Source organism: Microbispora sp. ZYX-F-249, assembly GCF_039649665.1.
Classification (GTDB): Bacteria; Actinomycetota; Actinomycetes; order Streptosporangiales; family Streptosporangiaceae; genus Microbispora; species Microbispora maris.
Genome location: NZ_JBDJAW010000026.1, coordinates 35,902 through 60,581 on the forward strand (window position 1 = coordinate 35,902; position 24,680 = coordinate 60,581).

Genomic DNA, 24,680 nt, shown 5'->3' on the forward strand with positions numbered 1-24,680 from the left:
GACGGTCCATGTCCGAGCTAACGCTGCTGCTGATCCGGCTCGCCTTCCTGGCGGTGCTGTGGTTCTTCGTGATCGCCGCGGTCGGCGTCATCCGGACAGACCTGTTCGGTCCACGTACGGCTCCCGCGCCCGCACGCAAGCCGGCCAAGCAACCCCGGCCGGTTTCCAAGCCCAAGAAGGGCGAACCCCGCCAGCTGATCGTCACCGGTGGTCCCCTGCAAGGGACCATCATCAACCTCACGGAGACGCCAATCACCATCGGCCGGGCGAACGACGCCACGCTGGTTCTCAGCGACGACTACGCTTCGAGCCGGCACGCCCGGCTCTTTCCCCAGGACGGCCAGTGGATCGTGGAGGATCTCGGTTCCACGAACGGCACGTACCTCGAACGCTCGAAAGTGACCCGCCCGACCCCGGTGCCCCTCGGAGTTCCGATCCGCATCGGCAAAACCGTCATCGAATTGCGCAAATGACCATCGCACTCCGCTACGCCGCTCGCTCGGACGTCGGGCTCCTCCGTGAAGGCAACGAGGACTCGGCGTACGCCAGCGGCCGCCTGCTTGCCGTCGCCGACGGCATGGGCGGGCATGCCCACGGCGAGGTGGCCAGCTCGGTCGCCATCGCCGCACTGTCGTCCCTCGACCGGGACGCCTCCGGTGGTGACCTGCTCAGCGCCATCGAGGCGGCCGTCCGGGACGCCAACCACCAGTTGCACGCGATGGTGGCCCGTGACCCGAGCCTCAAGGGCATGGGCACCACCCTCACCGCGATGCTCTGGAGCGGTGCACGCTTCGCGCTGGTCCACGTGGGTGACTCCCGCGCGTACCTGCTCAGGAACGGCGAGCTGTACCAGATCACGCACGACCACACGCTGGTGCAGTCCCTCGTGGACGACGGGCGGATCACCCAGGAGGAGGCCGCCAACCATCCCCAGCGCTCGATCCTGCTGCGCGCGCTGGACGGGAGCGGCGAGGTCGACCCCGACCTGCAGGACCGGGAGGCCCAGGTGGGCGACCGTTACCTGCTGTGCTCGGACGGCCTGTCCACGGTGGTCAGCGCCGAGACCCTGCACCACACCCTGACCACGATCGACGATCCCGAGGACGTCGTCCGGCAGCTCATCGACCTCGCCAACCGGGGCGGCGGGCCGGACAACATCACCTGTGTGGTCGCCGACGTGATCGAGGTGGACGACCTTCAGCCACCGCTCGGGGCGGCGGCGGTCGTGGGCGCGGCCGGCTCCGGCCGGGTGCGCTCCGCGCCGCCGGACACCCCCGCCGGTCGGGCCGCCACCGTGACCGCGCCGCAACCGGTGATCATCGACGACGACCTGGACGACGAACCCGCGCGCGAGGCCCAGGCCTCCGCGCGGCGTTCGCGCAAGCGCCGGTCGGGGCCGAAAGTGGCCGCCGGGGTGCTGGTCGTCGCCGCCGCGCTCGGGGCCGGCGGCTACTTCGGCTACGAGTGGACCCAGAGCCAGTTCTACGTGGGCGCCAAGGGGGACGAACTCGTCGTCTTCCAGGGCGTCGACGCGGAGGTCGGGCCGGTGTCCTTCAAGAAGGTCGCCTACACCGACCCCCTACGCGTCTCGTCGCTGCCGGCCGTGCAGCAGGACCAGGTCCGCAGCGGCATCCCGGTCGACGACCTGCAGGCCGGGATCACCAGGATCAAGAGTTTCGGCGCCTCGTCGGCCCCCACGCCGGACACCGAGGCGACGCCGACCCCCACGAGGTCCAGTAAGTGACTGCTGTCGAAGCCACGCCCGTACCGATGACCGCGAAGAGGCGGGGGGCCCAGCTGGGCATGCTCGCCTTCGCCGTGCTGATCGTGATGGGCGCGTACGCCGGCGTCGGGCTCGGGATCAACGGCAAGGTCCCCTCCGGCATGCTCGGCTACGGCCTCGGCCTCGGCGGTCTGATGCTCGCGGCCTACCTGGTGCTGGCCAAGTGGGCGCCATGGGCCGACCCCCTTCTGCTTCCCCTCGTGACGCTGGTCAACGGCATCGGCCTGGTGATGATCTACCGGATCGAGCTGGCCGGCGAGAAACTCGCGTCGGCCGCCAACCAGCTCATGTGGACGGCGCTCGGCGTGGTGATGTTCTCCGCGGTCCTGATCGCGTTGAGAGACCACCGCGTCTTGCAGCGCTTCACCTACACCGCCGGCTTCGCCGGGCTGGGCCTGCTGGTGCTGCCCATGCTGCCCTTCATCGGCAAGGAGATCAACGGCGCCCGCATCTGGGTCGGCGTCGGCCCCTTCAGCATCCAGCCCGCCGAGTTCGCCAAGCTGGCCCTGGTCGTCTTCTTCGCGGGCTACCTGGTCGCCAAGCGCGACGTGCTGGCCCTCGCGGGCCGCCGCCTGCTGTTCATCGACCTGCCCCGGGCACGCGACCTCGGTCCCATCGTCATCACCTGGGTGATCAGCCTCGGCGTCCTGGTCCTGCAGAAGGACCTCGGCAGTTCGCTGCTGCTGTTCGGCGCGTTCATCGTGATGCTGTACGTCGCCACCCAGCGCACCTCGTGGGTGCTCATCGGCATCCTGCTGTTCGTCGGCGGCGCCTTCGTCGCCGGGCAGATCTTCAGCCACGTCGAGGCCCGCTTCGACGTCTGGCTGCACGCGGAGGACGAGAGGCTTTACACGGCCGTGGGCGGCAGCGAACAGCTCATGCAGGGCCAGTTCGCGATGGGCTCGGGCGGCATCCTCGGCACCGGCCTCGGGCAGGGCTACCCGTACAAGATCCCGCTGTCGTTCTCCGACTTCATCTTTCCGGCGGTGGGCGAGGAGCTGGGCCTCACCGGCCTGATGGCCATCCTCATGGTCTACGCGCTGATCGTCGAGCGGGGGCTGCGCACGTCGCTGGCGGCCCGCGACCCGTTCACCAAGCTGCTCGCGGGCGGCCTGTCGTTCATCCTGGCCTGGCAGGTGTTCATCATCGTCGGCGGCGTGACCCGGCTGATCCCGCTGACCGGTCTCGTCACGCCGTTCATGTCCGCCGGAGGCTCGGCCCTGCTGGCCAACTGGATGCTCATCGCCCTGCTCGTACGGATGTCCGACGCGGCCCGCCGCCCGCCGCCGCAGGCGATCCAGGACGAGGGAATGACCCAGGTGATGCAGCGATGAACAGCCCGCTCAAGCGTGTCTCCGTGGCCTGCCTGCTGATGTTCGGCCTGCTCATGGCCAATGTGACGTATCTCGGCGCGGTGCGGGCCGAGGGGCTGCGCAACGACTCCCGCAACGTGCGCATGCTGTACGGCCGCTACAACGTCGACCGCGGCTGGATCACGGCCGACAACGGCAAGACCACCCTGGCCAAGACGGTGGACACCGGCGACAAGCAGTTCCGGTTCGAGCGGGAGTATCCGCTCGGCAAGCCGTTCACGCACGTGGTCGGCTGGTTCGCGCCGGAGAGCGCCTCGGGCATCGAGGCCGCGATGAATCGCTACCTCGACGGCAGCCACCCCGACCTGGTCGTCCGCCGGGCGATCGACATGGTCAGCGGCAAGCCCGCCAAGGGCGCGAGCGTCGACCTCACGCTGAACACCAAGGCCCAGGAGATCGCGTACAAGGACCTGGCCGGCACCGGCAAGCGCGGCGCGGTCGTCGCGCTCGAGCCGAAGACCGGCAAGATCCTGGCGATGGTGTCGGTGCCGTCGTACGACCCGAACCCGCTGGCGGTGGCCAACAAGGCCACGGTCAACAAGGCGTACAACAAGCTGGACAAGGACGACAACAAGCCGCTCCTCAACCGGGCCATCAACCTGACGTTCGCCCCGGGGTCCACGTTCAAGACCGTGACCGCCGCGGCCTACCTCAGCGACGACGAGTCGCGTGACGAGAACACACAGGTCGACGCGCCCGACTCGCTGCCGCTGCCGGGCACGAACATCTCGCTGCCCAACTACCACGGCGAGTCGTGCGGCGGCCGGGCGACGCTGGTCGAGGCGCTGACGATCTCCTGCAACACGCCGTTCGCCATCATGGGCATGGACGTCGGCTACGACAAGCTGAAGGAGCAGGCCGAGAAGTTCGGGGTCGGCCAGCCGCTGGAGATCCCCCTGGAGGTCTCGCCCAGCGACATCGGCCCGGACGAGAGCAAGGCCGCCCTCGCCAAGACCGCCATCGGCCAGCAGAGCAACCAGATGACCCCGCTGCAGATGGCGATGGTCGCGGCCGGCATCGCCAACCAGGGCACGGTCATGAAGCCGTACCTGGTCAACAAGATCATGGCGGACGGCTCGGAGATCGACGGGACCGACCCCGACGAGCTCGACGAGGCCGTCAGCCCCGAGGTCGCCGGCGAGCTGACCAAGATGATGATCAACGTGGTCGAGCGCGGCACCGGCGGCGCGGCCAAGCTTCCCGGGATCACCGTGGCCGGCAAGACGGGCACGGCGGAGACCCTGCCGGGCAAGCCGTCGCACGCGTGGTTCATCTCCTTCGCCCCGGTCGACAACCCGAAGGTCGCCGTGGCGGTCTTCGTGGAGTCGGGCAGCGCCGGCAACGACGCCACCGGCGGTGCGGTCGCCGCGCCGATCGCCCACGACGTCATGCAGGCGGTGCTGGGACAGTGACGGACGCATGAACGACACGGTGCTCGGCGGGCGATACCGGCTGACCTCCCCCATCGCCGCGGGCGGCATGGGCGAGGTCTGGCGGGCCGACGACGAACTGCTCGGCCGGGAGGTGGCGATCAAGCTGCTCGGCCGCCACGTCGCGGACGACGCCACCTTCCGTGACCGGTTCCGCTCCGAGGCCAGGATCACCGCCGCCCTGACCGACCCCGGCATCGCCCAGGTCTTCGACTACGGCGAGACCGACGGCCTCGCCTACCTCGTGATGGAGCTGGTGCGGGGCGAGCCGCTGTCGGCCATCCTCGCCCGCAACGGCGCGCTCGGGCCGGACGTCACGCTCGACGTCGTCCAGCAGGCCGCCCGGGGCCTGTACGCCGCGCACCGGGCCGGGGTGATCCACCGCGACGTCAAGCCCGGCAACCTGCTCGTCACCGAGGCCGGGCAGGTCAAGATCACCGACTTCGGCATCGCCCGCGCGCTGGAGGCGGCGCCGCTGACCGCGACCGGCCTGATCCTCGGCACCGCCCAGTACGTGAGCCCGGAGCAGGCGTCCGGCACGGCCCTGACCCCGGCGAGCGACGTCTACTCGCTCGGGGTGGTGGCCTACGAGTGCCTCGCGGGCCGTCCGCCGTTCACGGCGGAGACCCCGGTGGCGCTGGCGCTGCGGCACCTCAATGACACGCCCCCGCCGCTGCCCGGGACCGTGCCCGCGCCGGTGGCGGCCCTCGTCATGGCCATGCTGGCCAAGGACCCCGCCGCGCGGCCCGAGACCGGGGCGGTGCTCCTCGACAGGGTGCGGGTGCTGCGTGAGACGCTCGCGGGCACGGCGGCCTCGACGGCGGTCCTCGGGTCGCTGACCGACCCGCAGGGCTTCCCCGCGGCAGGCGGGGGTGCGGGCCGCACCATCCCTCCGGCCGCGCCCGGCCTGACGGCGCCCCTGGGTGAGCCCGCGGCCGGCGCCCCGCGTCCCGGCGCCACCGCGCCGCTGAGCCCGGCCCCGGCCGCCCCGCGCAGGGCTCCCGCCGGCGTCCCCGGCGCCCGTACGCGGCGCCCGGGCGGCCCCGACGGACCCGCCGGACCCGCCGGGGGGCGGCGCCGCCGTCCGGCGACCCTGCTCCTCGCGACGGCCGGCTGTGCCGCCGCGGTCGGCATCGGGGTTTTGGCCTTCACCGCCGCCCGGACCGGCGAAGCGCCGCCGGACCCGGGCGAGACCGCCGCGCCCGTCACACCGTCGTCCTCGCCGTCGCCATCGCCGTCGCCGGCACGTACGCACAGGTCAGAGGTTCCGCGGACGCATCGGCCGTCTCCTGTGGCGACGTCGGCCGAGCCGAGCGCCGTTCCGTCGGCTACCGTAAGCAGGTCGGCACCATCGACAACCCAGTCGCCCACACCGGCTTCGTCCCCGACCTCGACCCCGACTCCGACGTCCACCTCGGCCCCGGAAACCGATGAGACTCCGCTCCCGACGGAAGCCCCACCCGACGACACGAGCCCTCCGGATGAGGGGGAGTGATGAGGAGAGGGGTCGATGATGGAGACCGGCGGCACCCCAAGATGAACGGCAAGGGACAGTGCAGGAAATGACTCAGCCACGACTTCTCGGCGGACGCTACGAGCTCGATGGCGTCGTGGGGCGTGGCGGCATGGCCGAGGTGTATCGCGCCCGGGACATCCGCCTGGACCGTGTCGTCGCCATCAAGACGCTCCGCTCCGACCTCGCCAGGGACCACACCTTCCAGGCGCGCTTCCGGCGTGAGGCGCAGTCCGCCGCCTCGCTCAACCACCCGTCGATCATCGCCGTGTACGACACCGGCGAGGACATGATGGACGCCACCCCCGTGCCGTACATCGTGATGGAGTTCGTCGACGGGCGGACGCTGCGCGACCTGCTGCGCGCCGACCGGCGGCTGCTGCCCGAGCGGGCGATGGAGCTGGTGGACGGCATCCTGCGGGCGCTGGACTACAGCCACCGGGGCGGCATCGTCCACCGGGACATCAAGCCGGCCAACATCATGTTGACGGTCAACGGCGAGGTCAAGGTCATGGACTTCGGCATCGCCCGGGCGATGGCCGACTCCGCCGCCACGATGACCCAGACCGCCCAGGTGATCGGCACCGCGCAGTACCTGTCCCCCGAGCAGGCCCGCGGCGAGCGCGTCGACGCGCGCAGCGACATCTACTCGACCGGCTGCGTGCTGTACGAGCTGCTCACCGGCCAGCCGCCCTTCACCGGCGACTCCCCCGTGGCGATCGCCTACCAGCACGTGCGGGAGGACCCCATCCCGCCGTCCCGGATCGACCCGGAGATCCCGCAGTGGGCCGACGCGATCGTGCTCAAGGCGATGGCCAAGGACCCGGTCCAGCGCTACCAGAGCGCCGCCGAGATGCGCGGAGACATCCAGCGGGCGCTGTCCGGCATGCCGGTCGACCCGCAGACGATGGCGATGGCCACCCAGCAGTACAACGGGTACGGCGGGGCGGACCGCACGCGGACGATGACCACGGCCGGCGGCGCCCCCATGACCCAGAACACCCGCGCCATCCCCGACTACGAGTACGCCCAGGAGGAGCGCGGCGGCGGCAGGTACGACGGCCGGCGGCGCAGCAACGGCGGCGGCAACAACGCGCTGAAGACGGCCCTGTGGATCCTCATCCCGCTGCTGGTCATCGGCGCGATGATCGGTGTCGGCTACAAGTTCCTCGGGTCCGGCGGCTCCTCCGCGGCCGACAAGGTCGAGGTGCCGTCGGTGACCAACCAGACCAAGGCCGCGGCCGAGCAGGCGTTGAAGGCGGCCGGGTTCAAGGTCGCCTTCGGGCCGGAGGAGTTCAACGGCGACGTGCCCAAGGGGGCCGTCGTGAGCACCGATCCCGCCGGGGGCGAGCAGGCCGACCCGGGGTCCACGGTCACCGTCGTCGTCTCCAAGGGCCAGGAGAAGGTCGTCATCCCGGAGACCGTGCTCGGCAAGTCGCCGGAGGAGGCGAGGGCCGAGCTGGAGGCACTGGAGCTCAAGGTCAGCATCGTGCCGAAGGCCTCCACCAAGCCGCAGGGCCAGGTGTTCGACACCAAGCCCAAGCCGGGTGAGAAGGTCGAGAAGGGCGCCCTGGTCACGCTGTACGTGCCCAAGGAGATGACCGAGGTCCCGAGCGTGGTCGGGCTGACGGTCGACGACGCGAAGCAGACGCTGGAAGGCGCCGGCTTCAAGGTCAAGACCTCGCCGCAGCCGAGCGACACGGTGCCGGAGGGCAACGTCATCGACCAGGCGCCGCAGCCCGGGGCCAAGCTCAACCCCGGCACCACGATCACGCTCACGGTCTCCAGCGGCCCCTCGCAGGAGCAGCCGCCGACCCAGCAGCCGACCGGCGACACGCCGACGGACGGCACCGGCGACGGAACGGGCACCGGCACCGGTGACGGCACGGGAGACGGCGGCGACGGCACCGGTGACGGTGGGGGCGGCGACAGCGTCCAGGTCGGACCGCCGGGAGAGGGCGGGGACAACCCGTTCGGCAACTGACGACACGGGCGGACGGCGGTCATCGCGAGGCGGTGGCCGCCGTCGGCGTTTCCGGGGGGCCGCCGGGCACGGCGTACGGCGTCCCGGCGTGGACATGAGGAAGGGCTTCCGCCACTCGGGGGCAATGGCGGAAGCCCTCACTCTTGTAGTCGTAACAGGAGCGGAAAGCGTTACACGATCTGCGCGAGCCAATTTCCGAGCAGCCGGTGGCCGTGCTCGGACACCACCGACTCGGGGTGGAACTGCACGCCCTCGACGGGCGCCGCACGGTGGCGCAGGCCCATGATGACGCCGTCGGGCGTCGTGGCCGTCACCTCCAGCGGGTCCGGCACGGTGCCCGGGACCACGGCGAGCGAGTGGTAGCGCGTCATCGTGACCGGCGAGGGGAGCTCGCGGAACACGCCCCGTCCGTCGTGGGAGATCAGGCTGGTGCGGCCGTGCATGAGCTCCGGCGCGCGCTCCACCACGGCCCCGTACGCCACGGCGATGGCCTGGTGGCCGAGGCAGACTCCGAGCAGCGGCAGGCCGCGCTCGGCGCAGTGCCGGACGAGGGGCACCGACACCCCCGCCGCCTCCGGCGTGCCGGGCCCGGGGGACACGAGCACGGCGTCGAAGCCGTCGGCGTCGTCCACGACGACGTGGTCACGCGGCCGCACGTCGCAGTCGGCGCCCAGACCGCGCAGATACTGCACGATCGTGTGCACGAAGCTGTCGTGATTGTCGACCACGAGAACCCTGGTCGGGCTCATAGGTGTCTCCCGCTTGACCGGCGTGGCTGGACGTTGCAGGGCGAAAATCGGACTTTCAGCGTACGGCAATCCCTCGTGGGGGATCGCCCGGCGGGGTCCGGGCCGACTATCCTTGCTCGGGACTTCACCGCCACAGCGATTACGCTATTGACACCAGCCCGCACGACCGCGCGGGTACCCACCAGGAGACACTCCCGTGCCCAAGTCGAAGACTCGCAAGAAGGCCGTCTACACCCCGCCGCAGAAGGCGCAGACGGTGAAGGTCAGCCCCCGTTGGCTCGCCCCCGTCATGGTGGCCACCTGGATCATCGGTATCGCCTGGATCGCGGTCTACTACATCGCGCCGAACGTGCCGGGGATCTCCAGCCTGCAGAACTGGAACCTGCTGATCGGGTTCGGGCTCATCATCGTCGGCGTCGTGCTCTCCACGAAGTGGCGCTAGAGCACTTTCCCAAAAACTTTCCACAGTCTTTATCCACAGCCTGTGGGCAACTCGTGACCGAACGGGCTCGGGCCGTCCGGACCTGACGTGCGGTCCGGGCCGGACCGGTGCGCGGAGCGTCCGGTCCGGCCCCGGAGAGGCTCAGCTGCGACCGAGCATCTCGGCGGTGAGGACGTTGCCGCCGAGGCCCCAGCCGCCGTCGGCGACCTCCTCGACGAGGACCAACGTGGTCGCCCGGGCCCGCTCGCCGTACACGGCGGCGTACGCGTCGGTGACGGCGTCGATGAGCTTCTTCTTGGACTCGGTGGTCAGGGTGCCGGCGGGCACCTTGAGGTTGGCGAACGGCATGTGTTACCTCCGGTGATGTCGGTCTGAAGTGAGGCGGCCCGGCGGCGTCAGACGATGCCGCCGTTGGCACGCACGATTTGCCCGTTGACCCAGTGCCCCGCGGGGCTCGCCAGGAAGGCGACGACCTCCGCGATGTCCTCCGGGGTGCCGAGCCGTTCCAGCGGGGGCTGCTTGGCCATCCGCTCGATCGTGGCCTCGTCCTTGCCCTCGAAGAACAGTTCGGTCGCGGTCGGTCCGGGCGCGACCGCGTTGACGGTGACGTCCCGCCCCCGCAGCTCGCGGGCGAGCACGAGGGTCATCGCCTCGACGGCGCCCTTGCTGGCGACGTACGCGCCGTAGTTGGGCAGTTGCAGGCCCACGACGGACGTGGACATCGTGATGATCGCGCCGCCGTCGCGCACGCGGCGCGCGGCCTCCCGCGCCATCACGAAGGTGCCCCGGATGTTGGTCCGGTGCAGGGCGTCCAGGTCGGCGAGGTCGAGATCCGCGATCGGGGACAGCGACAGGCGCCCCGCCGAGTTGACGACGACGTCGATTCCGCCGAACTCCTTCTCCGCCGCGTCGAACATCGCCGCGACCGCGTTCTCGTCGGCGACGTCCGCCCGGGCCGCGATCGCCCGGCCGCCGGCCGACGTGATCGCGTCAACCACCTCGCCCGCCGCCGAGGACGATCCCTGGTAACCCGCGACGACGGCGAGACCGCGTGCGGCGAGCGTCGTCGCGACGGCCCGGCCGATCCCGCGGGAGCCGCCGGTGACGACGGCCACGCGCTGATCACTCATTGGAGAACTCCCTTGTCAATATCGCCGATACGTGGTGTACGTATCGGCGTTACGAGACCAGACGCTAGCACGAACTGCGTATCGGCGCTAGCGGAAGTCCGTACCATGGTTACATGGCAGGTGCGGAGTCCCTACGCGCGGCGATGATCGAGGCCGCCGAGAAGCAACTGGCGTCGTCGTCCGACAACGACATCGCCACGCGGGCGGTCTGTGAGGCCGTCGGCGTGACCCAGCCAGTGCTCTACCGGCTGTTCGGCGACAAGCGGGGGCTCCTCGACGCCGTCGCCGACCACGGGTACGAGCGCTACGCCGCGCTCAAGGCCGCACAGGAGCAGACGGCCGACCCGGTGACCGACCTGCGGGCCGGCTGGGACGGGCACATGGCTTTCGCGCGGGAGAACCCCGCCCTCTACCAGCTCATGTTCACTCCGAGGCCGTGGTCCCACTCCACGGCTCGCGACCGGGTGTTCGACCTCCTGGAGGCCACGCTCGTACGGTGCGCGGCGATCGGCGCGCTGAAGGTCGAGCCGCGCGTCGCCGCCCGGCTGATCCTGTCCGCGAGCGTCGGCACCGCCCTCGATCACATCGCCGGTCCGGAGCGCTTCGACGACCCCGCGGTGTCGCACCGCATGCGTGACGCCGTGTTCGCGCACGTGCTCACCGAGACGACCACGCGGGACGACGGCGACCCCCTGCGCGAGGCCGCGCTGCGCCTGCGCGCGCAGCTCGACCTCGCGGGCACCGAGGCCCTGGAGCCGGTCGAGACCGCCCTGCTGCTGCGCTGGCTCGACCGCATCACGCGGCCCGGCGCGAGCGACGTCAGGTGAGGGCGCCCTGCAGCAGACCGTACGGCGGGAGCATGGTGACGAGCAGGACCAGCGCCACCAGCACGGCCGCGGCGACGCCGAACTGCACGAGGGCGCGGTTGCGGCGCGGCGCGTAGGCGAAGCCCGCCGCGACGATCGCGCCGGCCACGAGGCCGCCCAGATGGCCCTGCCAGCTGATGCCGGGCACGACGAACGTCAGCACCACGTTGATGCCGATCAGCCAGAGAACGCCGCGCGCGTCGTACCCGAGCCTGCGGGCCACGACGAACAACGCGCCGAACAGGCCGTAGATGGCGCCGGACGCGCCGACGGCCGACGTGCCGAACAGGTAGATGGCGACCGAGCCGCCCAGAGCCGACAACAGATAGAGCGCGGCGAACCGGCCCGAGCCGAGCCTGCGCTCCAGCTCGGGGCCGAGGGCGTAGAGCGCCCACATGTTGAACAGGATGTGCCAGAAGGACGGCGGCGGGGCGTGCAGGAAAGCACTGGTGATCAGGCGCCACCACTCGCCCAGATGGACGCCGAGCGACCACATCGCGAACCGCTGGACGACCTCGTCCGGGCGCAGGACCTCGGCCGCGTACGCGAGCACGTTGAGAACCAGCAGCGTCCACGTGACGCGGGGCGTGGCGACGGCGGCGCCGCCGAACGTGGCGCGGGCCTGCCGCACCTCCCGGTTGCCCTCACGGACGCACTCGGGGCACTGGTGACCGACCGCCGCATCCCGCATGCAGTCCGGGCAAATCGGGCGCTCGCAGCGCTGGCAGCGGACGTAGGTCTCGCGGTCGGGGTGCCGATAGCAGGTGGGTACGGCTTGCGCCCCCGGCTGCGGGGGCGGCGGAGGCTGGGAGGTCATGGGGTCCTTCCTGGCGTGTCCCTGTGCGGGAGCGCATCCACGAGCCAGCCTATAAGCCGGGAACGCCCCGGCCGCGCGTTCGCTGCGGCCGGGGCGCCGGGATCGGACGTTGCGGCGTCAGGACCGCTCGATGGTGACCTCTTCGAGCACCACGTCGTTCACCGGACGGTCGTTGCGGCCGGTGGGGGCCTTGGCGATGGCGTCGACCACCTCGGTGCCCTCGATCACCTCGCCGAAGATCGTGTGCCCCTGGTTGAGGTGCGGCTGCGGGCTCACCGTGATGAAGAACTGGGAGCCGTTGGTGCCCTTGCCGAACCGCTTGCCCGCGTTCGCCATGGCGAGCAGGTAGGGCCGGTTGAACTGGTTCTCCGGGTGGATCTCGTCGTCGAAGCTGTAGCCGGGGCCGCCGACGCCCTGACCGAGCGGGTCGCCGCCCTGGATCATGAAGCCGCTGATGACCCGGTGGAAGATCGTGCCGTCGTAGAGCTTGACGTTCGTCTGCTTCTCGCCGGTCTCCGGGTGGGTCCACTCCCGGGTGCCCTCGGCGAGTTCGACGAAGTTGCGCACGGTCTTCGGCGCCTTGTTGGGGAAAAGCTGGACGCGGATCGTGCCGTGGTTCGTGCGCAGATTCGCGATGAGGTTGTCAGCCACGAGGGCCGCCCCCTTTGTCTGATCGTGTTTGTTGTCCGTGAACAGGGTATCGAGCATGCCTTCAAGCACTGCTCGTGATTGAGCGGCGACCATGCGGGAAGGGGTCGTTCCGGGGCCCCGTCGATTGGGGAGGTTGATCGTGTCCCTGACAATGAACAGAAGGCGCCGCGCCGAGGTGGTCATCCCGCAGACGTGGCTGAGCAGGATGAGAGACCAGGCGAGGAGAGCCGGCGGCCGGATGAGCCCGGTGGCGGAGACCGCCCGGGATCTCGCGACGCACCGGATCGAGGACGCCAGGGTCTGGGCGGCGCCGAAGCTCGACCAGGCGGCACAGTCGGTCGAGGAGCAGATCGCGCCGATCGTGAGCGCGTTCCTGACCGAGATGGCTCGTCGCATCGACGTGTCCAGCACCAAGAAGACGCGCCGGCGCTGGCCGGTCCTCGCGTTGCTGAGCGGCGTCGCGATCGGCGCGGTCGGTGTGGCGATGTACCGGAACAACGCCCAGCGCTGGACCGAGACGATGCGGGAGAGCATGCGGCACACCGGCTCCGACGCCAGCAAGTGGGTCGGAGACAAGGCCGGGGAAGTCGGCGAGAAGGCCGACAAGGCCGCCGACGAAATCTCGGGAAAAATGCCCTAGCCAATCCCTCACAGCCACCCGGTACGGCCGGCGTCCCCCACGCCGGCCGTACTGTGTCTCCCGCGTCACTCGTCGGGGCGCTCACTCCCGGTGTCTTCCCTCGTCACGTGCTCGCTCGTTCCTCGCTGCGCGCGCTCCTCAGTCCAGACACCGGCGCGCCCCTCCGGCTCGCTCGGTGTTACCCGCGTCACTCGTCGGGGCGCTCACTCCCGGCGGGGTCGTGCCGGAGGCACGGTCAGACGGCCAAGCGGTGGAGCATGGCGGGCAGGCGGTCCTCGTAGAGCACGGTGAGCCGACGGGTCGCCCGGGTGATGGCGACGTACAGGTCCTGGCCGCCGTTGGGCGACTGGCTCAAGATGCCCTCGGGGTCGACGACCACCACGGCGTCGAACTCCAGGCCCTTGGAGCTCCGTACGGTGAGGACGGCGACCGGGCTGTCCAGGGGGTCGACGGCCTCGGGGAACAGCGCGGCGACCTCCGCGTGCCGGGCGTCCGGCGTGACGACGCCGACCCGTCCCTCTCCGATCTCGCGCAGCTCCGCCTCCACGAGCAGCCGCAGGTCGGTCCCGGCGACGGGCACGGCGCGGGGGCGGGCGCCGCCGAACCGGACCGACTCGGGCGGCTCCTCCCCGGGCGCCACGGCGCGCAGCACGTCGGCGGCTACCTCCATGATCTCGGTCGGCGTCCGGTAGTTGACCAGCAGGCGCTCCTCCCGCCAGCGTCCCTGCACATAGGGGTCGAGCATCTCGCCCCAGGAGCGCGCGCCGGCGGCCGAGCCGGTCTGGGCGATGTCGCCGACCACCGTGAGGGAGCGGGCCGGGACCCGTCGCATCACCGTCCGCCACGCCATCGCCGACAGCTCCTGCGCCTCGTCCACGATCACGTGCCCGTACGCCCAGGTGCGGTCACGGGCGGCCCGGTCCGCGGTCGTCACGTACGCCCCGTCGTCGCGGTTGCGGCCGGCCAGCAGGGCCGCGTCGAGCACGGGGTCGACGTCGGTGATCGTCAGCACTTCCCGGGCGTACAGTTCCTCCTCGCGCCGCTCCTCCTCCGCGCGGCGCCGCCTGGCCCCGGCCCCGTAGTCGTACTCGCCGAGCAGTTCGGCGGCCTCGTCCAGCAGGGGGACGTCGCCGACCGTCCACGGCGCCTCGCGGGGCCGCAGCAGGAGCGCGCGTTCCTCCTCCGTCAGGTACGGCCCGGCCGCCGCGCGCAGCCGTTCCTCATCCGACAGGAGCTCGCGGACAAGCCGCTCCGGGGTGATCTCCGGCCACAGGGAGTCGAGCGCGTCGCGCACCGCCCGGTGCTCCCACAGGGTCGTGGCGGCGTACTTCAGGTCGCCGTCCTCCAGCGGCCGGTCGAGCCGTGCCGCCTCGTCGAGGGCCAGTGCCCGCAGCATCCGGTCCACGAACGTCCACCGGGCGATGTTGTGCTGACGCCGCAGGCCGCGGGCACGGTCCCGGGCCCGCAGACAGGTGGCGTGGTCCACCCGCAGCGGCATCTCCTCGACCACCACCTCCACGCCACCGCGTACCGACGTCCGGACGGGGATCCTCACCTCCAGGTCGCCCTCCGGCACGCGCTGGCGGTCGCGCACCGCCTCCTCGACCACCCGGGCCATGCGCGGGTCGCCCTTGACGACGGCGGCGGCCGGCTCGTCCTCGGCGGTGGCCCGTACCCCGGGATGGAGCCCGCCCATGCTCGTCAGCACCACCTGCGTCTCGCCCAGCGCGGGCAGCACCTGGCTGATGTAACGGGAGAACGTCGCGTTGGGACCGATGACGAGCACGCCGCGACGCTCCAGCGTGTCGCGGTGCGTGTAGAGCAGGTACGCCGCGCGGTGCAGGGCGGCGACGGTCTTGCCCGTGCCCGGACCGCCCTGCACGACGAGCGCGCCGGCCAGGCCGGAGCGGATCACCCGGTCCTGCTCGCGCTGGATGGTGGCGACGACCTCGCCCATGCGTCCGGTGCGCCCGCGGCGCAGCGCCGCGAGCAGCGCGGCCTCGCCGACGAGCGTACGACGGTCTCCGTCGGCCATCCGGTCGAGGTCGAAGACCTCGTCGTCGATGCCCACGACCTCGCGGTGCCGCGTGTGCAGGTGACGGCGGCGTACGAGGGCGCCCGGGTCGCCGGGGGTGGCGACGTAGAAGGGACGGGCGGCGGGGGCCCGCCAGTCGACGAGCACGGACGTGTGGTCGTCGTCGCGCAACCCGATGCGGCCGATGTAGAGGCTCTCGCCGCCGGCGTCGTCGATGCGGCCGAAGCACAGGCCGCGTTCGACGGCCGACAGTTGCGCGAGGCGGCGGGCGTGCTCGGACGCCCTCACATCCCGCTCCACGACGGCCTGCCGGGTGCCCGTGCCGCCGCGGGCCAGGGCCTCGCGCATGCCGTGCTCGGCCCGTTCACGGGCGATGTCGAGACGGTCGTACAGCATGGAGACGTAGGACTGTTCGATTCGCAGGGCTTCGGTGCGCGCGGAGTCGGATTGACGGTCACCCATTGCTGTGATAAACTCCTAGTGAGGGTGTCTGTTTGCAGATAACCAGGGAACCTCTCACTATAAGGCATCGCACGCGCATGCCTCGATCTCCACTCCGCTTTGGGGTGGATTTTTTGTTTTCCGAGACTTTTGTGACGGATGTGAGTGATGGCGCGTCCGTTCTGGGTAGCCGAGGTCCGGCGCGGCCGGCTGGAGATCTTGCCTCGTTCCATCCGGATTCGCGTCGCGCCATGGTCAACCGCCGCGTGCCGCGGGACGTCTTTGGAAACAAGGAGGCCCGGATGGACGTCCTCGAAGGCCTCGTGGACGACGAACTCCGCCTGGAGCTCGTCCTGATCGAGGCACTGCACCATGAGGCGGAACGGCTGGCCGCCCCAGCCGTACGCTGAGATCACCCGCCCGCCGCCCCACCTCGGGGCGGCGGGCGACCCCTCACGTCACGCCCAGGGGCGGAAGACGGCGCGGACGCAACCGTCCTTCTTGTGCTTGAACATGTCGTAGCCCCTCGGCCCCTCGTCGAGCGTCATCGTGTGCGTCGCGAGGTAGGAGGTCTTCAGGTCGCCCTTCGCGATCCGGTCGAGGAGCTTCGGGATGTACCGCTGGCCGTGCTGCTGCGCGCCCCGCAGCGTCAGGCCCTTGTTCATCAGCGCGCCGAGCGGGAACTTGTCCACGAACCCGGCGAAGACCCCCAGCACGAACACCGAGCCGCCCTTGCGGCAGGCGTGGATCGCCTCGCGTACCGCGATCGGGCGGTCCTGCTCCAGGCGGAGCTGCTGCTTGATCCCGTCGTACACGCGCTGGATCCCGGTGCTGTCGGCTTCCATGCCGACGGCCTCGACGCACACGTCCGGGCCCCGGCCGCCGGTGCGCTCGCGCAGCTCGGCGGTCACGTCGGTGCTCGTGTAGTCGATCACCTCGCAGCCGACGTGGCGGGCGGTCATGGCGAGGCGTTCCGGGTAGCGGTCGATCGCGATGACCCGCTCGGCGCCGAGCAGCATGGCGGCCCGGGCGGCCATCTGGCCGACGCCGCCGCACCCCCACACGGCGACCACGTCTCCCGGCTTCACGCCGCCGAGCTCGGCGCCCATCCAGCCGGTCGGGGCCGCGTCGGAGGCGAACAGCGCGTCGAGGTCCGAGATGCCCTCGGGGACGGTGAACGCGTTGTAGTCGACGAACGGAACGCGGATGTACTCGGCGTGGCTGCCCCGGAAGCCGCCCATGGCGTGGGAGTAGCCGAAGATGCCGGCGGTCGTGCCTCCCCACATCAGGTCCGTGACGCCCGGCTTGGGGTTGCTGTTCTCGCACAGCGACCACTGGTCGTGCCGGCAGGCCCAGCAGCGGCCGCATCCGATGATGGAGCAGACCACGACGCGGTCGCCCACGCGGTGGTTGTTCACCTCGGGGCCGACGTCGACGATCTCGCCGATGAACTCGTGCCCGATGACGTCTCCGGCCCGCATCGCGGGGATGTATCCGCCGAGCAGGTGAAGGTCGGAACCACAGGTGGTGCTCGCCGTCACCTTCACGATCGCGTCCTGGGCGTTGAGGATCGCGGGGTCGGGCACCTGCTCGACCGACAGCTCGTTCACGCCCTGCCAGCACAGCGCCTTCACAGCCGTCCCCCCTCCGCCGCGCGTCCCAGCGCCATGTCGAGCACCTTGCCCGGCATCGTCGGCCTGGTCGTGGCGAGCTCCTCGTCCGACCGCAGCACGTCGCCGGTCTCCAGCAGGGACTTCGTCTCTCGCAGCGCCGTACGGACCGCCGTACGGGGGTCGTCGCCCCGCAGCCGGGCGAGGACGCCGTCGGCGCCGGCGCGGTGCTCCCTCGGCCGGGCGTAGATCTCCGTGCCCCGGTCGCCCGGCGCCCGGTTCATCCGCACCTCGGCGTCCACCCGGGCCAGCGGATCCGGCAGGTGCCCGCCCGGGGCGACCTCGTCCGGCGGCCGGTTGACCGTGACGCCGAGCCAGCGGCTCGACTCCAGGGGGTCTTTCGCCGCGGCCGGCACACGCCTGCGCGAGGCCGCCCATCGAGCCGCTCCCAGGCCCGCGGCGGCGAGGGCCGCCGCTCCGGCAACGAGACGTTTCATGACTTCGCCCCCTCCACGGCCGACTCCTCGGGTGCTACCCCCGGCTCCGGGGCTCTACCCGCCCCTGGCGGCAGCTGAGGAAGTCGATCGCGGTATGGCGGGCCGGCGGGCTACTCCGCGTCGCGGGACGGCGCGGCGGCGAGAGCGTCCGCGACGGTGGGGAAGACCGGGACGTGGGAGGCCAGCCCGGTGATCCACAACGCGCGGGCCGCACCCTGCTCGACCGCGACGAGGCCCAGCCAGCCGCCCTCGTCCAGCGCGCGCTTCCAGCAGTTGACCAGCAGGCCCGTCGCCCTGGAGTCGAGGAAGTCCAGGTCGAGCAGGTTCACCACGAGGTACGGCCCGAAATGGGCGAAGGCCTTGTCGAGGAATTCGGTGGCCACCTCGTGAGTGGTGAAGTCGAGGGTCCCCCGCACCGTCAGCAGTCCGATGCTTCCACTGCTCTCGGCGGCGAACGTGGTCTCGGCTGTCGAGATGTTGTGCAGATCAGACATCAGGACACTTCCGTGGAGTTCGGCAGAATGCGCGCGACCAGAATGCAGGTGTCGTCGCCGGTGTTGCTCGGGGCCAGAGCCTCCATCACCGCCGCGACGCGATCCTGCGGTGGCACCTTCGGCACTGTCTCGGCGATCGCGGCGCTGAGGATGTCCAGGCCCTCGAACAGGTCCCGGCCCGGCCGCTCGATAAGACCGTCGGTGAACATGAGGAGCAGATCGTCCGGCTCCAGCCGGATCTCGGCGCAGCTGTAGCTCACGTCCTCGAAGACGCCGAGCAGCACGCCCGGGTGCAGCAGCCGGTGGACCTTGCTCCCCCGGACCAGCAGCATCGGCGGGTGACCCGCGTGTGTCCACTGCAGCGTGCGGTCCTTGGTCCGGTAGCGGGCCACCACCGACGTCGCCAGCACGTCGGGCCGCATCCGCCGCAGCAGCCGGTTCAGCGCCACGAGGATCTGGGCCGGGTCGTGGTCGGCGAAGGCCAGCCCGGTGATCGCGTGCCGCAGTTTGGCCATCGCGGAGGCGGCGGCCAGGCCGTGCCCGGCGACGTCGCCCACGGCAAGCAGCGCCTCCCCGTGGTCGAGGTGGATGGCCTGGTACCAGTCGCCGCCCAGCGGAGCGGTCTCGGCGGGGAAGTAACGCACACCGATCTGCAGTCCGGGCACCGCGTCCTGCACGGGCAGGATGATGCTCTGCAGTCGCGCGGTGAGCTGCGACTCCTCCTCCAGCCGCTGGGTGACCTCGGCGAGCTCGTCGGCGGTCCTGCGCCAGTCGGTCACGTCCTGCACGACGCCGTGGATCTCGACGGGCCGCCCGTTCGCATCCCTGCTGACCTCGGCCGTGGCCCTGACGTGCCGGTATTCGTCGCCGACGCGGATACGGACCTCGAACTCGTGCGGCCCGCCGCTGCTGGTCAGCGTCGTGAGCGCGTGCTCGACGATCGGCACGTCGTCGGGGTGGGCGATCTCGCGGTAGTGCTCCAGCGCGAACGGCCCCTCGGCCGGGTCGCGCCCATGAATGACGTAGAGCTGGTCCGACCACTCGGCCTCGCCGGTGATGAGGCTCCAGTGCCCCCACCCGAGGTGGCCCAGGCGCTCGGTGTGGAGCAGCCGGGCCGACAGGCGCTCCTCCCTGTCGTGGCGCACCCAGGAGGCGAACAGGCCGCCGTGCAGCCGGGCGAGGCGGATGCCGTAGGTGGACAGGTGAGCGACGCCGTCCCCACTCTCCCGATGGACGTAGGGATCGACGTCCTCGGGTTCCCCCGTCTCCATGACACGGAGATAGGCGTCCCACAGCGGGGAACCGCCGACGCCCGGATACGCCTCGAGCGTGCGCAGGCCGACGAGCTCCTTGCCGGTCCGATCGCGGACGTCCCTCGCCCCGGGACTGGCCGCGAGCACTTCGAAATCGGCGATCGCGCCGGCCTTGTCGCGGATGGGCACCAGCCAGACACCCTGGATGGAAATCGCATCAAGCATGGCTTGCACCAGCCCGGCCATCGCTTCGACAGACGACGCGCCCTGGTCGACAGACGGGCCGCTCACTGGAGTAAGCCGCAGAATGCGATCACCTCCGCTCATCGATCCGCCGGCCACCTTTCGCAAGGCATCCGCAAGAGCGGACAGTAGGGAGGATCGCTCTTGCCTTCCCGATGAGGTTACCTGCCACAGCCGAGGATAGGTGCTGGACGCCCTTTGGCATCCCGGCGGTGTTCCGTCACGTTCCGCCCTCCGCCCTGGGCACACGTCCTTTGCCGGATCGTGGAAACTTGAGGAATTTTTTACCATTTGTGGCCTTGTGCCCGGTCGCCCGTCCTCCCCGAGACCGCGCACAATGCCTGCTGGCCGGCAATCGGGAGGAACGATGACCGGGGCAGGTGCGGGTATGGCGCTGACCCTCGCGGTCGCGGTGCTCGCCGCTCCCGCGCCCGCCGCGGACCTGCCGCCGTGCCCGCTGGTCTTCGGTCACGGCGGCTACCCGAAGAGCGCCGGGGCCAAGATGAAGGACGCGATCCGTCAGCCCAACGTGCTGCGGGCGGTCGACGACCAGTGGTCGTGGGGCGCCGACGGCGTGGAGGCCGATGTCCAGCTCACGAAGCGGGGCGCGAAGGCCGTCATGTGGCACAACAGGACGACCAACGGCCTGACCGGCCCCCGGCAGGAGATCCGCGAGACCTGGTGGGCCGACGGGCCGGGCAACCTGCGGGACCGCCGCGTCGCCCGCGGCCCGTACGCGGGCGAGCGTGTGCCGACGCTGCGGGAGTGGCTCGACCACGTCCGCGCCCGGGGGCTGGTCGCGCTGCTCGAGATCAAGAAGTCCGCGGCGCCCGTCCTGGCCGATCCGGCGTACGGACCCTCCGCGTGGCGGGAGATCGTCGACCCGGTCGTCGAACGGCAGGACGCCCAGCCGATCCTCGTCTACTCGCGGGACCAGTGGATCAAGGCGGAGCTCGCCGACCGGCTGCCCGGGCATCTGCGGGGCTCGGCGGCGAAGTGGACCGACGGCGTCATGTGGGACGAGCCACCACCTCCCTGGCAGCTGAACGTGCCGCGGTGGCAGACCGTGCTCGACGAGGCCCCCACCAGCGTGATGACCAGTCACACCCCGGACTACCGCGCCTGGCTCGGCGGCAGATGCCGCCGACATCCCACCCCCTTCGCCGCCGACGCGCCCACGGCATAGATACACGGCATAGATCCACGGCATAAATGAGGTGACGCGCACGAGAGGGGACGGCACGATGGAGTGTCCCCCTCGTCGTGTTCCACGTCATCCGGAGTTCTCTCATGCCTGGCTTCCGCCATGATCTCGGCATGCTCAGGGATCGGCGGTTCGCCCTGCTGCTGGCGGCCCGGACGATCTCCGTGCTCGGCACCTCCTTCGCGCCGGTGGCCCTCGCCTTCGGCGTGCTCGGCCTCCCGGGCGCGGACGGCAGGACGCTGTCGGCCGTGCTCACCGCCGAAGCGTTGCCGATGGTGCTCTTCATGCTGGTGGGCGGGGTGATAGCCGACCGGCTGCCGCGCCACCGGGTCATGACGGCGGGGGAGTCGATCAACGCGCTGGCGTACTTCTGCCTGGCCGCGATGATGCTGACGGGATGGACACCGCTGCCCGCGCTGGTGATCGCGAGCGCGGTGAGCGGCATCGCGACCGCGATCCTGTTCCCCGCTCTGACCGGCATCATCCCCGACGTCGTGCCGGCCGACCGGCTGCAGACCGCCAACGCCCTGCTGGGACTGGGACAGAACATCTCCCGGGTCGCCGGCCTGGTGCTGAGCGGCGCCGCCGTGGTGCTGCTCGGCGCGGGATGGGCGCTGGCCGTCAGCGGGGCGATGTTCGCCACGGCCGGCGCGCTGATCACGCTGCTGCGGCTCACCCCCGCCGAGCGGACCTCGGCCGGCGGGCACTCGGTGCTGGCCGACCTGCGGGCCGGGTGGCGCGAGTTCGTCTCCCGGCAGTGGCTGTGGGTGGTCGTCGCCCAGTTCTCGATCCTGGTCATGGCGTTGCAGGCCGCCCACGGCGTGCTCGGGCCGCTGGTCGCCAAGGAGTCGCTCGGCGGAGCGCCCGCCTGGTCGGCGGTCCTGGCGGGCGAGGCCGTCGGCATGATCGTCGGGGTGGTCGTCACGCTGCGGCTGCGGCCGCGGCGGCCCATCCTGATCGGGACGCTCGTCACCCTGCCCACGGCTCTGCCGTACCTGCTCCTCGGCATGAGCGCGCCGCTGTGGACGGTCGTCGGCGGCGCGTTCGTCATGGGCGTGTGCTTCGACATCTTCGGCGTGCTGTGGCAGACCACCATGCAGCGCGAGATCCCGGCCGAGTCGCTGTCGCGGGTGAGCTCCTACGACGCGCTCGGGTCCCTGATGTTCGGGCCGCTCGGGCTGCTGCTGGCCGGGCCGGCGGCGATCGCGGTCGGGCCGCGGCCGGCGCTGGTCGCCTGCGGGACGATCATCGTGCTGGTCACGCTGGCCGCGCTCCTGGCCCCCGGCGTACGCGGGCTGCGGGTCCCCGACGAGGAGCCCGCGTCCGTCGCGACCGTGTCCTGAGAAACGCGCATTCTGCGATAACGGCCGGTCTGTTCACCGGCGCGCCGTTGGTCCATGGTGAGAGGGACGGGACGCCGCATACGGAGGTCAGCATGGAGGACTACGGCATCACCGGCGCGCGGGTGGACCTCGAGGTCGTCGTCGACATGCCTCGGGAGCGGTTGTGGGACCTGATCACCGCCGTCCACCGGGTGAGCGAGTGGAGCCCCGAGTGCGAGCACACCGCCCTGCTCGACGGCGGCGAGGGACCGGTCGCCGTGGGGACCCGCTTCGAGGGGCGCAACCGCCGCGAGGGCCGGGTCTGGACGGTGAACTGCGTGGTGACCGAGGTCGAGCCCCAGCGCTCGTTCGCGTGGGTGGTGCTCGACCGCGCCGCCGACCCGGAGCGCCCTTCGTCGTTCTGGCGCTACGACCTCGAACCCGGCGACCTTCCCGGCCAGACCCGGGTGCGGCACAGCTTCGTGCACGGCCCGGGGCACAGCGGCCTGCGCGAGATGATCCTCAGCCACCCGGAGATCGCGCCGATCATCCTCGACGTACGCCTCGAGGAGCTGCGCAAGCACATGACCGAGACGCTCGACGCGATGACCGCCGCGTACGTCTGACCGGACGCCCGGGGCGGGGGCCGCAACCCCACCCCGGGCTCCCGGGGCCTACTTCGTCAGCCGGACCTCGGTGGAGATCCCCGCCGTGCGGATCTCGCACGTGCCGAACGCGCTCTCGGCGGCGAGGCGGGCGAACAGGTCGCGGGAGTAGGCGCGGCGGCGCAGCATAAGCAGCGGCATCCTGGTCAGGACGGAGTTCAGCGGCGTCAGGCCCATTCGCCTGACCTCGTCGTCGATGTCGGCCCGGGACGCCTCCCTGCTCATGTCGTGCACCACCGCGGCGCCACCGGGACGCAGCACCCGGTGCATCTCGTCCAGCGCGCGGACGGGCCGCCCGAAGTTCTTGAACGCGGCCTGGCAGACGACCAGGTCGAACGAGCCGCCGGGGAAGGGGAGGTCGGCGGCGTCGCCCTGCCGCACGTCGACGCGCACCCCCGCCCGCCGGGCGTTGTCCGCCGCGATCTCCACGAACGTGCGGCTCAGGTCGAGCGCGGTCACGGCGAAGCCGAGCCGTGCCATCTCGACGGCCAGGTAACCGGGCCCGGGAGCCACCTCCAGGACGGCCGCCCCGGCCGGCAGTCCCGCGGTGACCTGTGCGGCGTACCGCCGTACGAGGGCGATCTGGGGCGCCGAGGCGCGCTGCCGCGCGTACCACCGCGCCATCGCGCCCTCCATGCCGGGCGCCTGGGTCTTCGTGATCTTTTCCATGGTTCTCCTCCGGTTCCGGATCATGCGTGTCCGAACCGGCCCGCGGAGGGAGCCCGGCTATCCTTGCGGTTGCCACCTTCCGGCCGGATTCCGCCCGCGGTTTCGGTTCGGAGGTCACGGACCCCGGCCGGTGTTCCCGCACCTCGCCGGGGTCCGTCTTCCGACGGTTCAGTCCTTCGTGCGGCCCCTTTCCACCAGATCGGCCGCCTCCGGCGGCATCCGCCCGGACTCGTGCCAGGCCCGCCACAGGTCAAGGCCGGGGAACGACCCCGTGGTCAGCTCCTCCAGGAAGGAGCGGACCCAGGACGCCTCGGCCTCGCGGACGGCGAGTTCGTACTCCGCCTCCACGAGGAACAGCCGCGGCACCTCCCGGCGTGCCGTGTCGAGCATCTCCCGCTGGGCGGCGATGTCCTTGTCCAGCAGGGCCAGCCGCCGGCGCAGCAGGCCGGCCAGCTCGTCCGGCGGGAGCACGGCGCCCACCGACAGACCGGCCAGGAACCGTGACTGCTCCCGCTCCGGCGTCGCGATCAGGTCGCGCGCCCAGTCGGTCAGCTCCGCCCGCCCGGCGTCGGTGATGCGGTAGATCGTGCGCTCGGGGTGCGCCCCCTCGCGCACGGTCCCCTCCACGGCCAGGAACCCGTGTTTCTCCAGGTTGCGCACGACCGTGTAGAGCGAGCCCCACTTGACGCCCATGTCCCGGTCCTTGCCGCGGGCGCGGATCAGCGTGGCCATCTCGTACGGATGCATCGGCCGCTCGACGACGGTGGCGAGCACGGCCAGGCCCAGCAGGTTGTTCACCTTGCGCCGTCCGGCCATTTCCCTCACCCCATCCTGATACTCGTATGCGAGTATACGTCGGCGAGTAGCGC

The 24,680-nt window shown here is 71.2% G+C and carries 24 protein-coding genes; 12 read left to right on the forward strand and 12 right to left on the reverse strand.

From position 1 onward, the window contains the following. Nucleotides 1-8: 8 nt before the first annotated feature. The 6 genes from AAH991_RS27005 to pknB all read left to right on the forward strand — a co-directional run bounded on the left by AAH991_RS27005 (nt 9) and on the right by pknB (nt 8,083). Complete coding sequence (locus tag AAH991_RS27005) at nt 9-473, forward strand: FHA domain-containing protein FhaB/FipA (RefSeq protein ID WP_346228714.1); 465 nt, start codon at nt 9-11, stop codon at nt 471-473. Further along, on the forward strand, nt 470-1,744 hold the full coding sequence (locus AAH991_RS27010; RefSeq protein ID WP_346228715.1) for a Stp1/IreP family PP2C-type Ser/Thr phosphatase: 1,275 nt from the start codon (nt 470-472) through the stop codon (nt 1,742-1,744). The genes AAH991_RS27005 and AAH991_RS27010 overlap by 4 nt, the downstream gene beginning before the upstream one ends. A 26-nt stretch (nt 1,745-1,770) precedes the next feature. After that, the gene (locus AAH991_RS27015) at nt 1,771-3,117 is read left to right on the forward strand and encodes an FtsW/RodA/SpoVE family cell cycle protein (protein ID WP_346228716.1); all 1,347 of its coding nucleotides are present in this window, start codon (nt 1,771-1,773) and stop codon (nt 3,115-3,117) included. Then, complete coding sequence (locus AAH991_RS27020; protein WP_346228717.1) at nt 3,114-4,568, forward strand: peptidoglycan D,D-transpeptidase FtsI family protein; 1,455 nt, start codon at nt 3,114-3,116, stop codon at nt 4,566-4,568. Before AAH991_RS27015 ends, AAH991_RS27020 begins: the two co-directional genes overlap by 4 nt. Before the next feature lie 7 nt (nt 4,569-4,575). Further along, nucleotides 4,576-6,081, forward strand: coding sequence for a serine/threonine-protein kinase (locus AAH991_RS27025; RefSeq protein ID WP_346228718.1), 1,506 nt, complete (start codon nt 4,576-4,578; stop codon nt 6,079-6,081). Between the two features lie 67 nt (nt 6,082-6,148). Beyond that, the gene (gene pknB, locus AAH991_RS27030) at nt 6,149-8,083 is read left to right on the forward strand and encodes a Stk1 family PASTA domain-containing Ser/Thr kinase (RefSeq protein ID WP_346228719.1); all 1,935 of its coding nucleotides are present in this window, start codon (nt 6,149-6,151) and stop codon (nt 8,081-8,083) included. Between the two features lie 170 nt (nt 8,084-8,253). Here the strand turns inward: pknB and AAH991_RS27035 are convergent, their stop codons facing one another. Next, nucleotides 8,254-8,832 (reverse strand): anthranilate synthase component II, encoded by a 579-nt coding sequence (locus AAH991_RS27035; RefSeq protein ID WP_346228720.1) that lies wholly within the window; start codon nt 8,830-8,832, stop codon nt 8,254-8,256. Nucleotides 8,833-9,028: 196 nt separating this feature from the next. Between AAH991_RS27035 and AAH991_RS27040 the strand changes: the two genes are divergently transcribed. Next, a complete protein-coding gene (locus AAH991_RS27040) occupies nt 9,029-9,274 on the forward strand; it encodes a cell division protein CrgA (protein WP_169983986.1) in 246 nt (81 codons plus the stop codon). A gap of 141 nt (nt 9,275-9,415) precedes the next feature. Here AAH991_RS27040 and AAH991_RS27045 read toward each other — a convergent pair whose 3' ends face one another. Continuing rightward, nucleotides 9,416-9,622, reverse strand: coding sequence for a 4-oxalocrotonate tautomerase family protein (locus tag AAH991_RS27045; protein ID WP_346228721.1), 207 nt, complete (start codon nt 9,620-9,622; stop codon nt 9,416-9,418). A 47-nt stretch (nt 9,623-9,669) separates the two neighbouring features. Continuing rightward, nucleotides 9,670-10,404, reverse strand: coding sequence for an SDR family oxidoreductase (locus tag AAH991_RS27050; protein WP_346228722.1), 735 nt, complete (start codon nt 10,402-10,404; stop codon nt 9,670-9,672). A 113-nt stretch (nt 10,405-10,517) separates the two neighbouring features. On the opposite strand from AAH991_RS27050, the gene AAH991_RS27055 reads away from it, so the two are divergent. After that, on the forward strand, nt 10,518-11,231 hold the full coding sequence (locus AAH991_RS27055; protein ID WP_346228723.1) for a TetR/AcrR family transcriptional regulator: 714 nt from the start codon (nt 10,518-10,520) through the stop codon (nt 11,229-11,231). Here the strand turns inward: AAH991_RS27055 and AAH991_RS27060 are convergent. Together AAH991_RS27060 and AAH991_RS27065 are read right to left on the reverse strand one after the other, a co-directional pair. Continuing rightward, entirely contained in the window at nt 11,224-12,087 is an 864-nt protein-coding gene (locus tag AAH991_RS27060; protein ID WP_346228724.1) for a rhomboid family intramembrane serine protease, read from the reverse strand. The two genes, AAH991_RS27055 and AAH991_RS27060, sit on opposite strands and share 8 nt — an antisense overlap. Before the next feature lie 117 nt (nt 12,088-12,204). Beyond that, nucleotides 12,205-12,738 (reverse strand): peptidylprolyl isomerase, encoded by a 534-nt coding sequence (locus AAH991_RS27065; protein ID WP_346228725.1) that lies wholly within the window; start codon nt 12,736-12,738, stop codon nt 12,205-12,207. Between the two features lie 139 nt (nt 12,739-12,877). On the opposite strand from AAH991_RS27065, the gene AAH991_RS27070 reads away from it, so the two are divergent. Then, nucleotides 12,878-13,378, forward strand: a complete 501-nt coding sequence (locus AAH991_RS27070; RefSeq protein ID WP_346228726.1) for a hypothetical protein — start codon at nt 12,878-12,880, stop codon at nt 13,376-13,378. Nucleotides 13,379-13,613: 235 nt separating this feature from the next. Here the strand turns inward: AAH991_RS27070 and AAH991_RS27075 are convergent, their stop codons facing one another. From AAH991_RS27075 to AAH991_RS27095, 5 genes are all read right to left on the reverse strand, one after another. Beyond that, nucleotides 13,614-15,875, reverse strand: a complete 2,262-nt coding sequence (locus tag AAH991_RS27075; RefSeq protein ID WP_346228727.1) for a HelD family protein — start codon at nt 15,873-15,875, stop codon at nt 13,614-13,616. A gap of 437 nt (nt 15,876-16,312) precedes the next feature. Beyond that, a complete protein-coding gene (locus AAH991_RS27080) occupies nt 16,313-17,488 on the reverse strand; it encodes a zinc-dependent alcohol dehydrogenase (RefSeq protein WP_346228728.1) in 1,176 nt (391 codons plus the stop codon). Further along, nucleotides 17,485-17,961, reverse strand: a complete 477-nt coding sequence (locus AAH991_RS27085) for a hypothetical protein (RefSeq protein WP_346228729.1) — start codon at nt 17,959-17,961, stop codon at nt 17,485-17,487. Before AAH991_RS27085 ends, AAH991_RS27080 begins: the two co-directional genes overlap by 4 nt. Before the next feature lie 110 nt (nt 17,962-18,071). Then, nucleotides 18,072-18,455, reverse strand: coding sequence for an STAS domain-containing protein (locus AAH991_RS27090; RefSeq protein WP_346228730.1), 384 nt, complete (start codon nt 18,453-18,455; stop codon nt 18,072-18,074). Beyond that, a complete protein-coding gene (locus AAH991_RS27095; protein WP_346228731.1) occupies nt 18,455-19,933 on the reverse strand; it encodes a SpoIIE family protein phosphatase in 1,479 nt (492 codons plus the stop codon). Before AAH991_RS27095 ends, AAH991_RS27090 begins: the two co-directional genes overlap by 1 nt. Nucleotides 19,934-20,339: 406 nt before the next feature. On the opposite strand from AAH991_RS27095, the gene AAH991_RS27100 reads away from it, so the two are divergent. The 3 genes from AAH991_RS27100 to AAH991_RS27110 all read left to right on the forward strand — a co-directional run bounded on the left by AAH991_RS27100 (nt 20,340) and on the right by AAH991_RS27110 (nt 23,103). After that, complete coding sequence (locus tag AAH991_RS27100) at nt 20,340-21,137, forward strand: glycerophosphodiester phosphodiesterase (RefSeq protein ID WP_346228732.1); 798 nt, start codon at nt 20,340-20,342, stop codon at nt 21,135-21,137. Nucleotides 21,138-21,268: 131 nt separating this feature from the next. Beyond that, nucleotides 21,269-22,498, forward strand: coding sequence for an MFS transporter (locus AAH991_RS27105; protein WP_346228733.1), 1,230 nt, complete (start codon nt 21,269-21,271; stop codon nt 22,496-22,498). A gap of 92 nt (nt 22,499-22,590) precedes the next feature. Beyond that, the gene (locus AAH991_RS27110; protein ID WP_346228734.1) at nt 22,591-23,103 is read left to right on the forward strand and encodes an SRPBCC family protein; all 513 of its coding nucleotides are present in this window, start codon (nt 22,591-22,593) and stop codon (nt 23,101-23,103) included. 48 nt (nt 23,104-23,151) lie between these two features. Here AAH991_RS27110 and AAH991_RS27115 read toward each other — a convergent pair whose 3' ends face one another. Beyond that, nucleotides 23,152-23,811: a class I SAM-dependent methyltransferase gene (locus AAH991_RS27115; RefSeq protein WP_346228735.1), complete on the reverse strand. Its 660-nt coding sequence runs from the start codon at nt 23,809-23,811 to the stop codon at nt 23,152-23,154. Nucleotides 23,812-23,979: 168 nt separating this feature from the next. Beyond that, nucleotides 23,980-24,627, reverse strand: coding sequence for a PadR family transcriptional regulator (locus AAH991_RS27120; RefSeq protein WP_346228736.1), 648 nt, complete (start codon nt 24,625-24,627; stop codon nt 23,980-23,982). Nucleotides 24,628-24,680 lie beyond the last annotated feature (53 nt).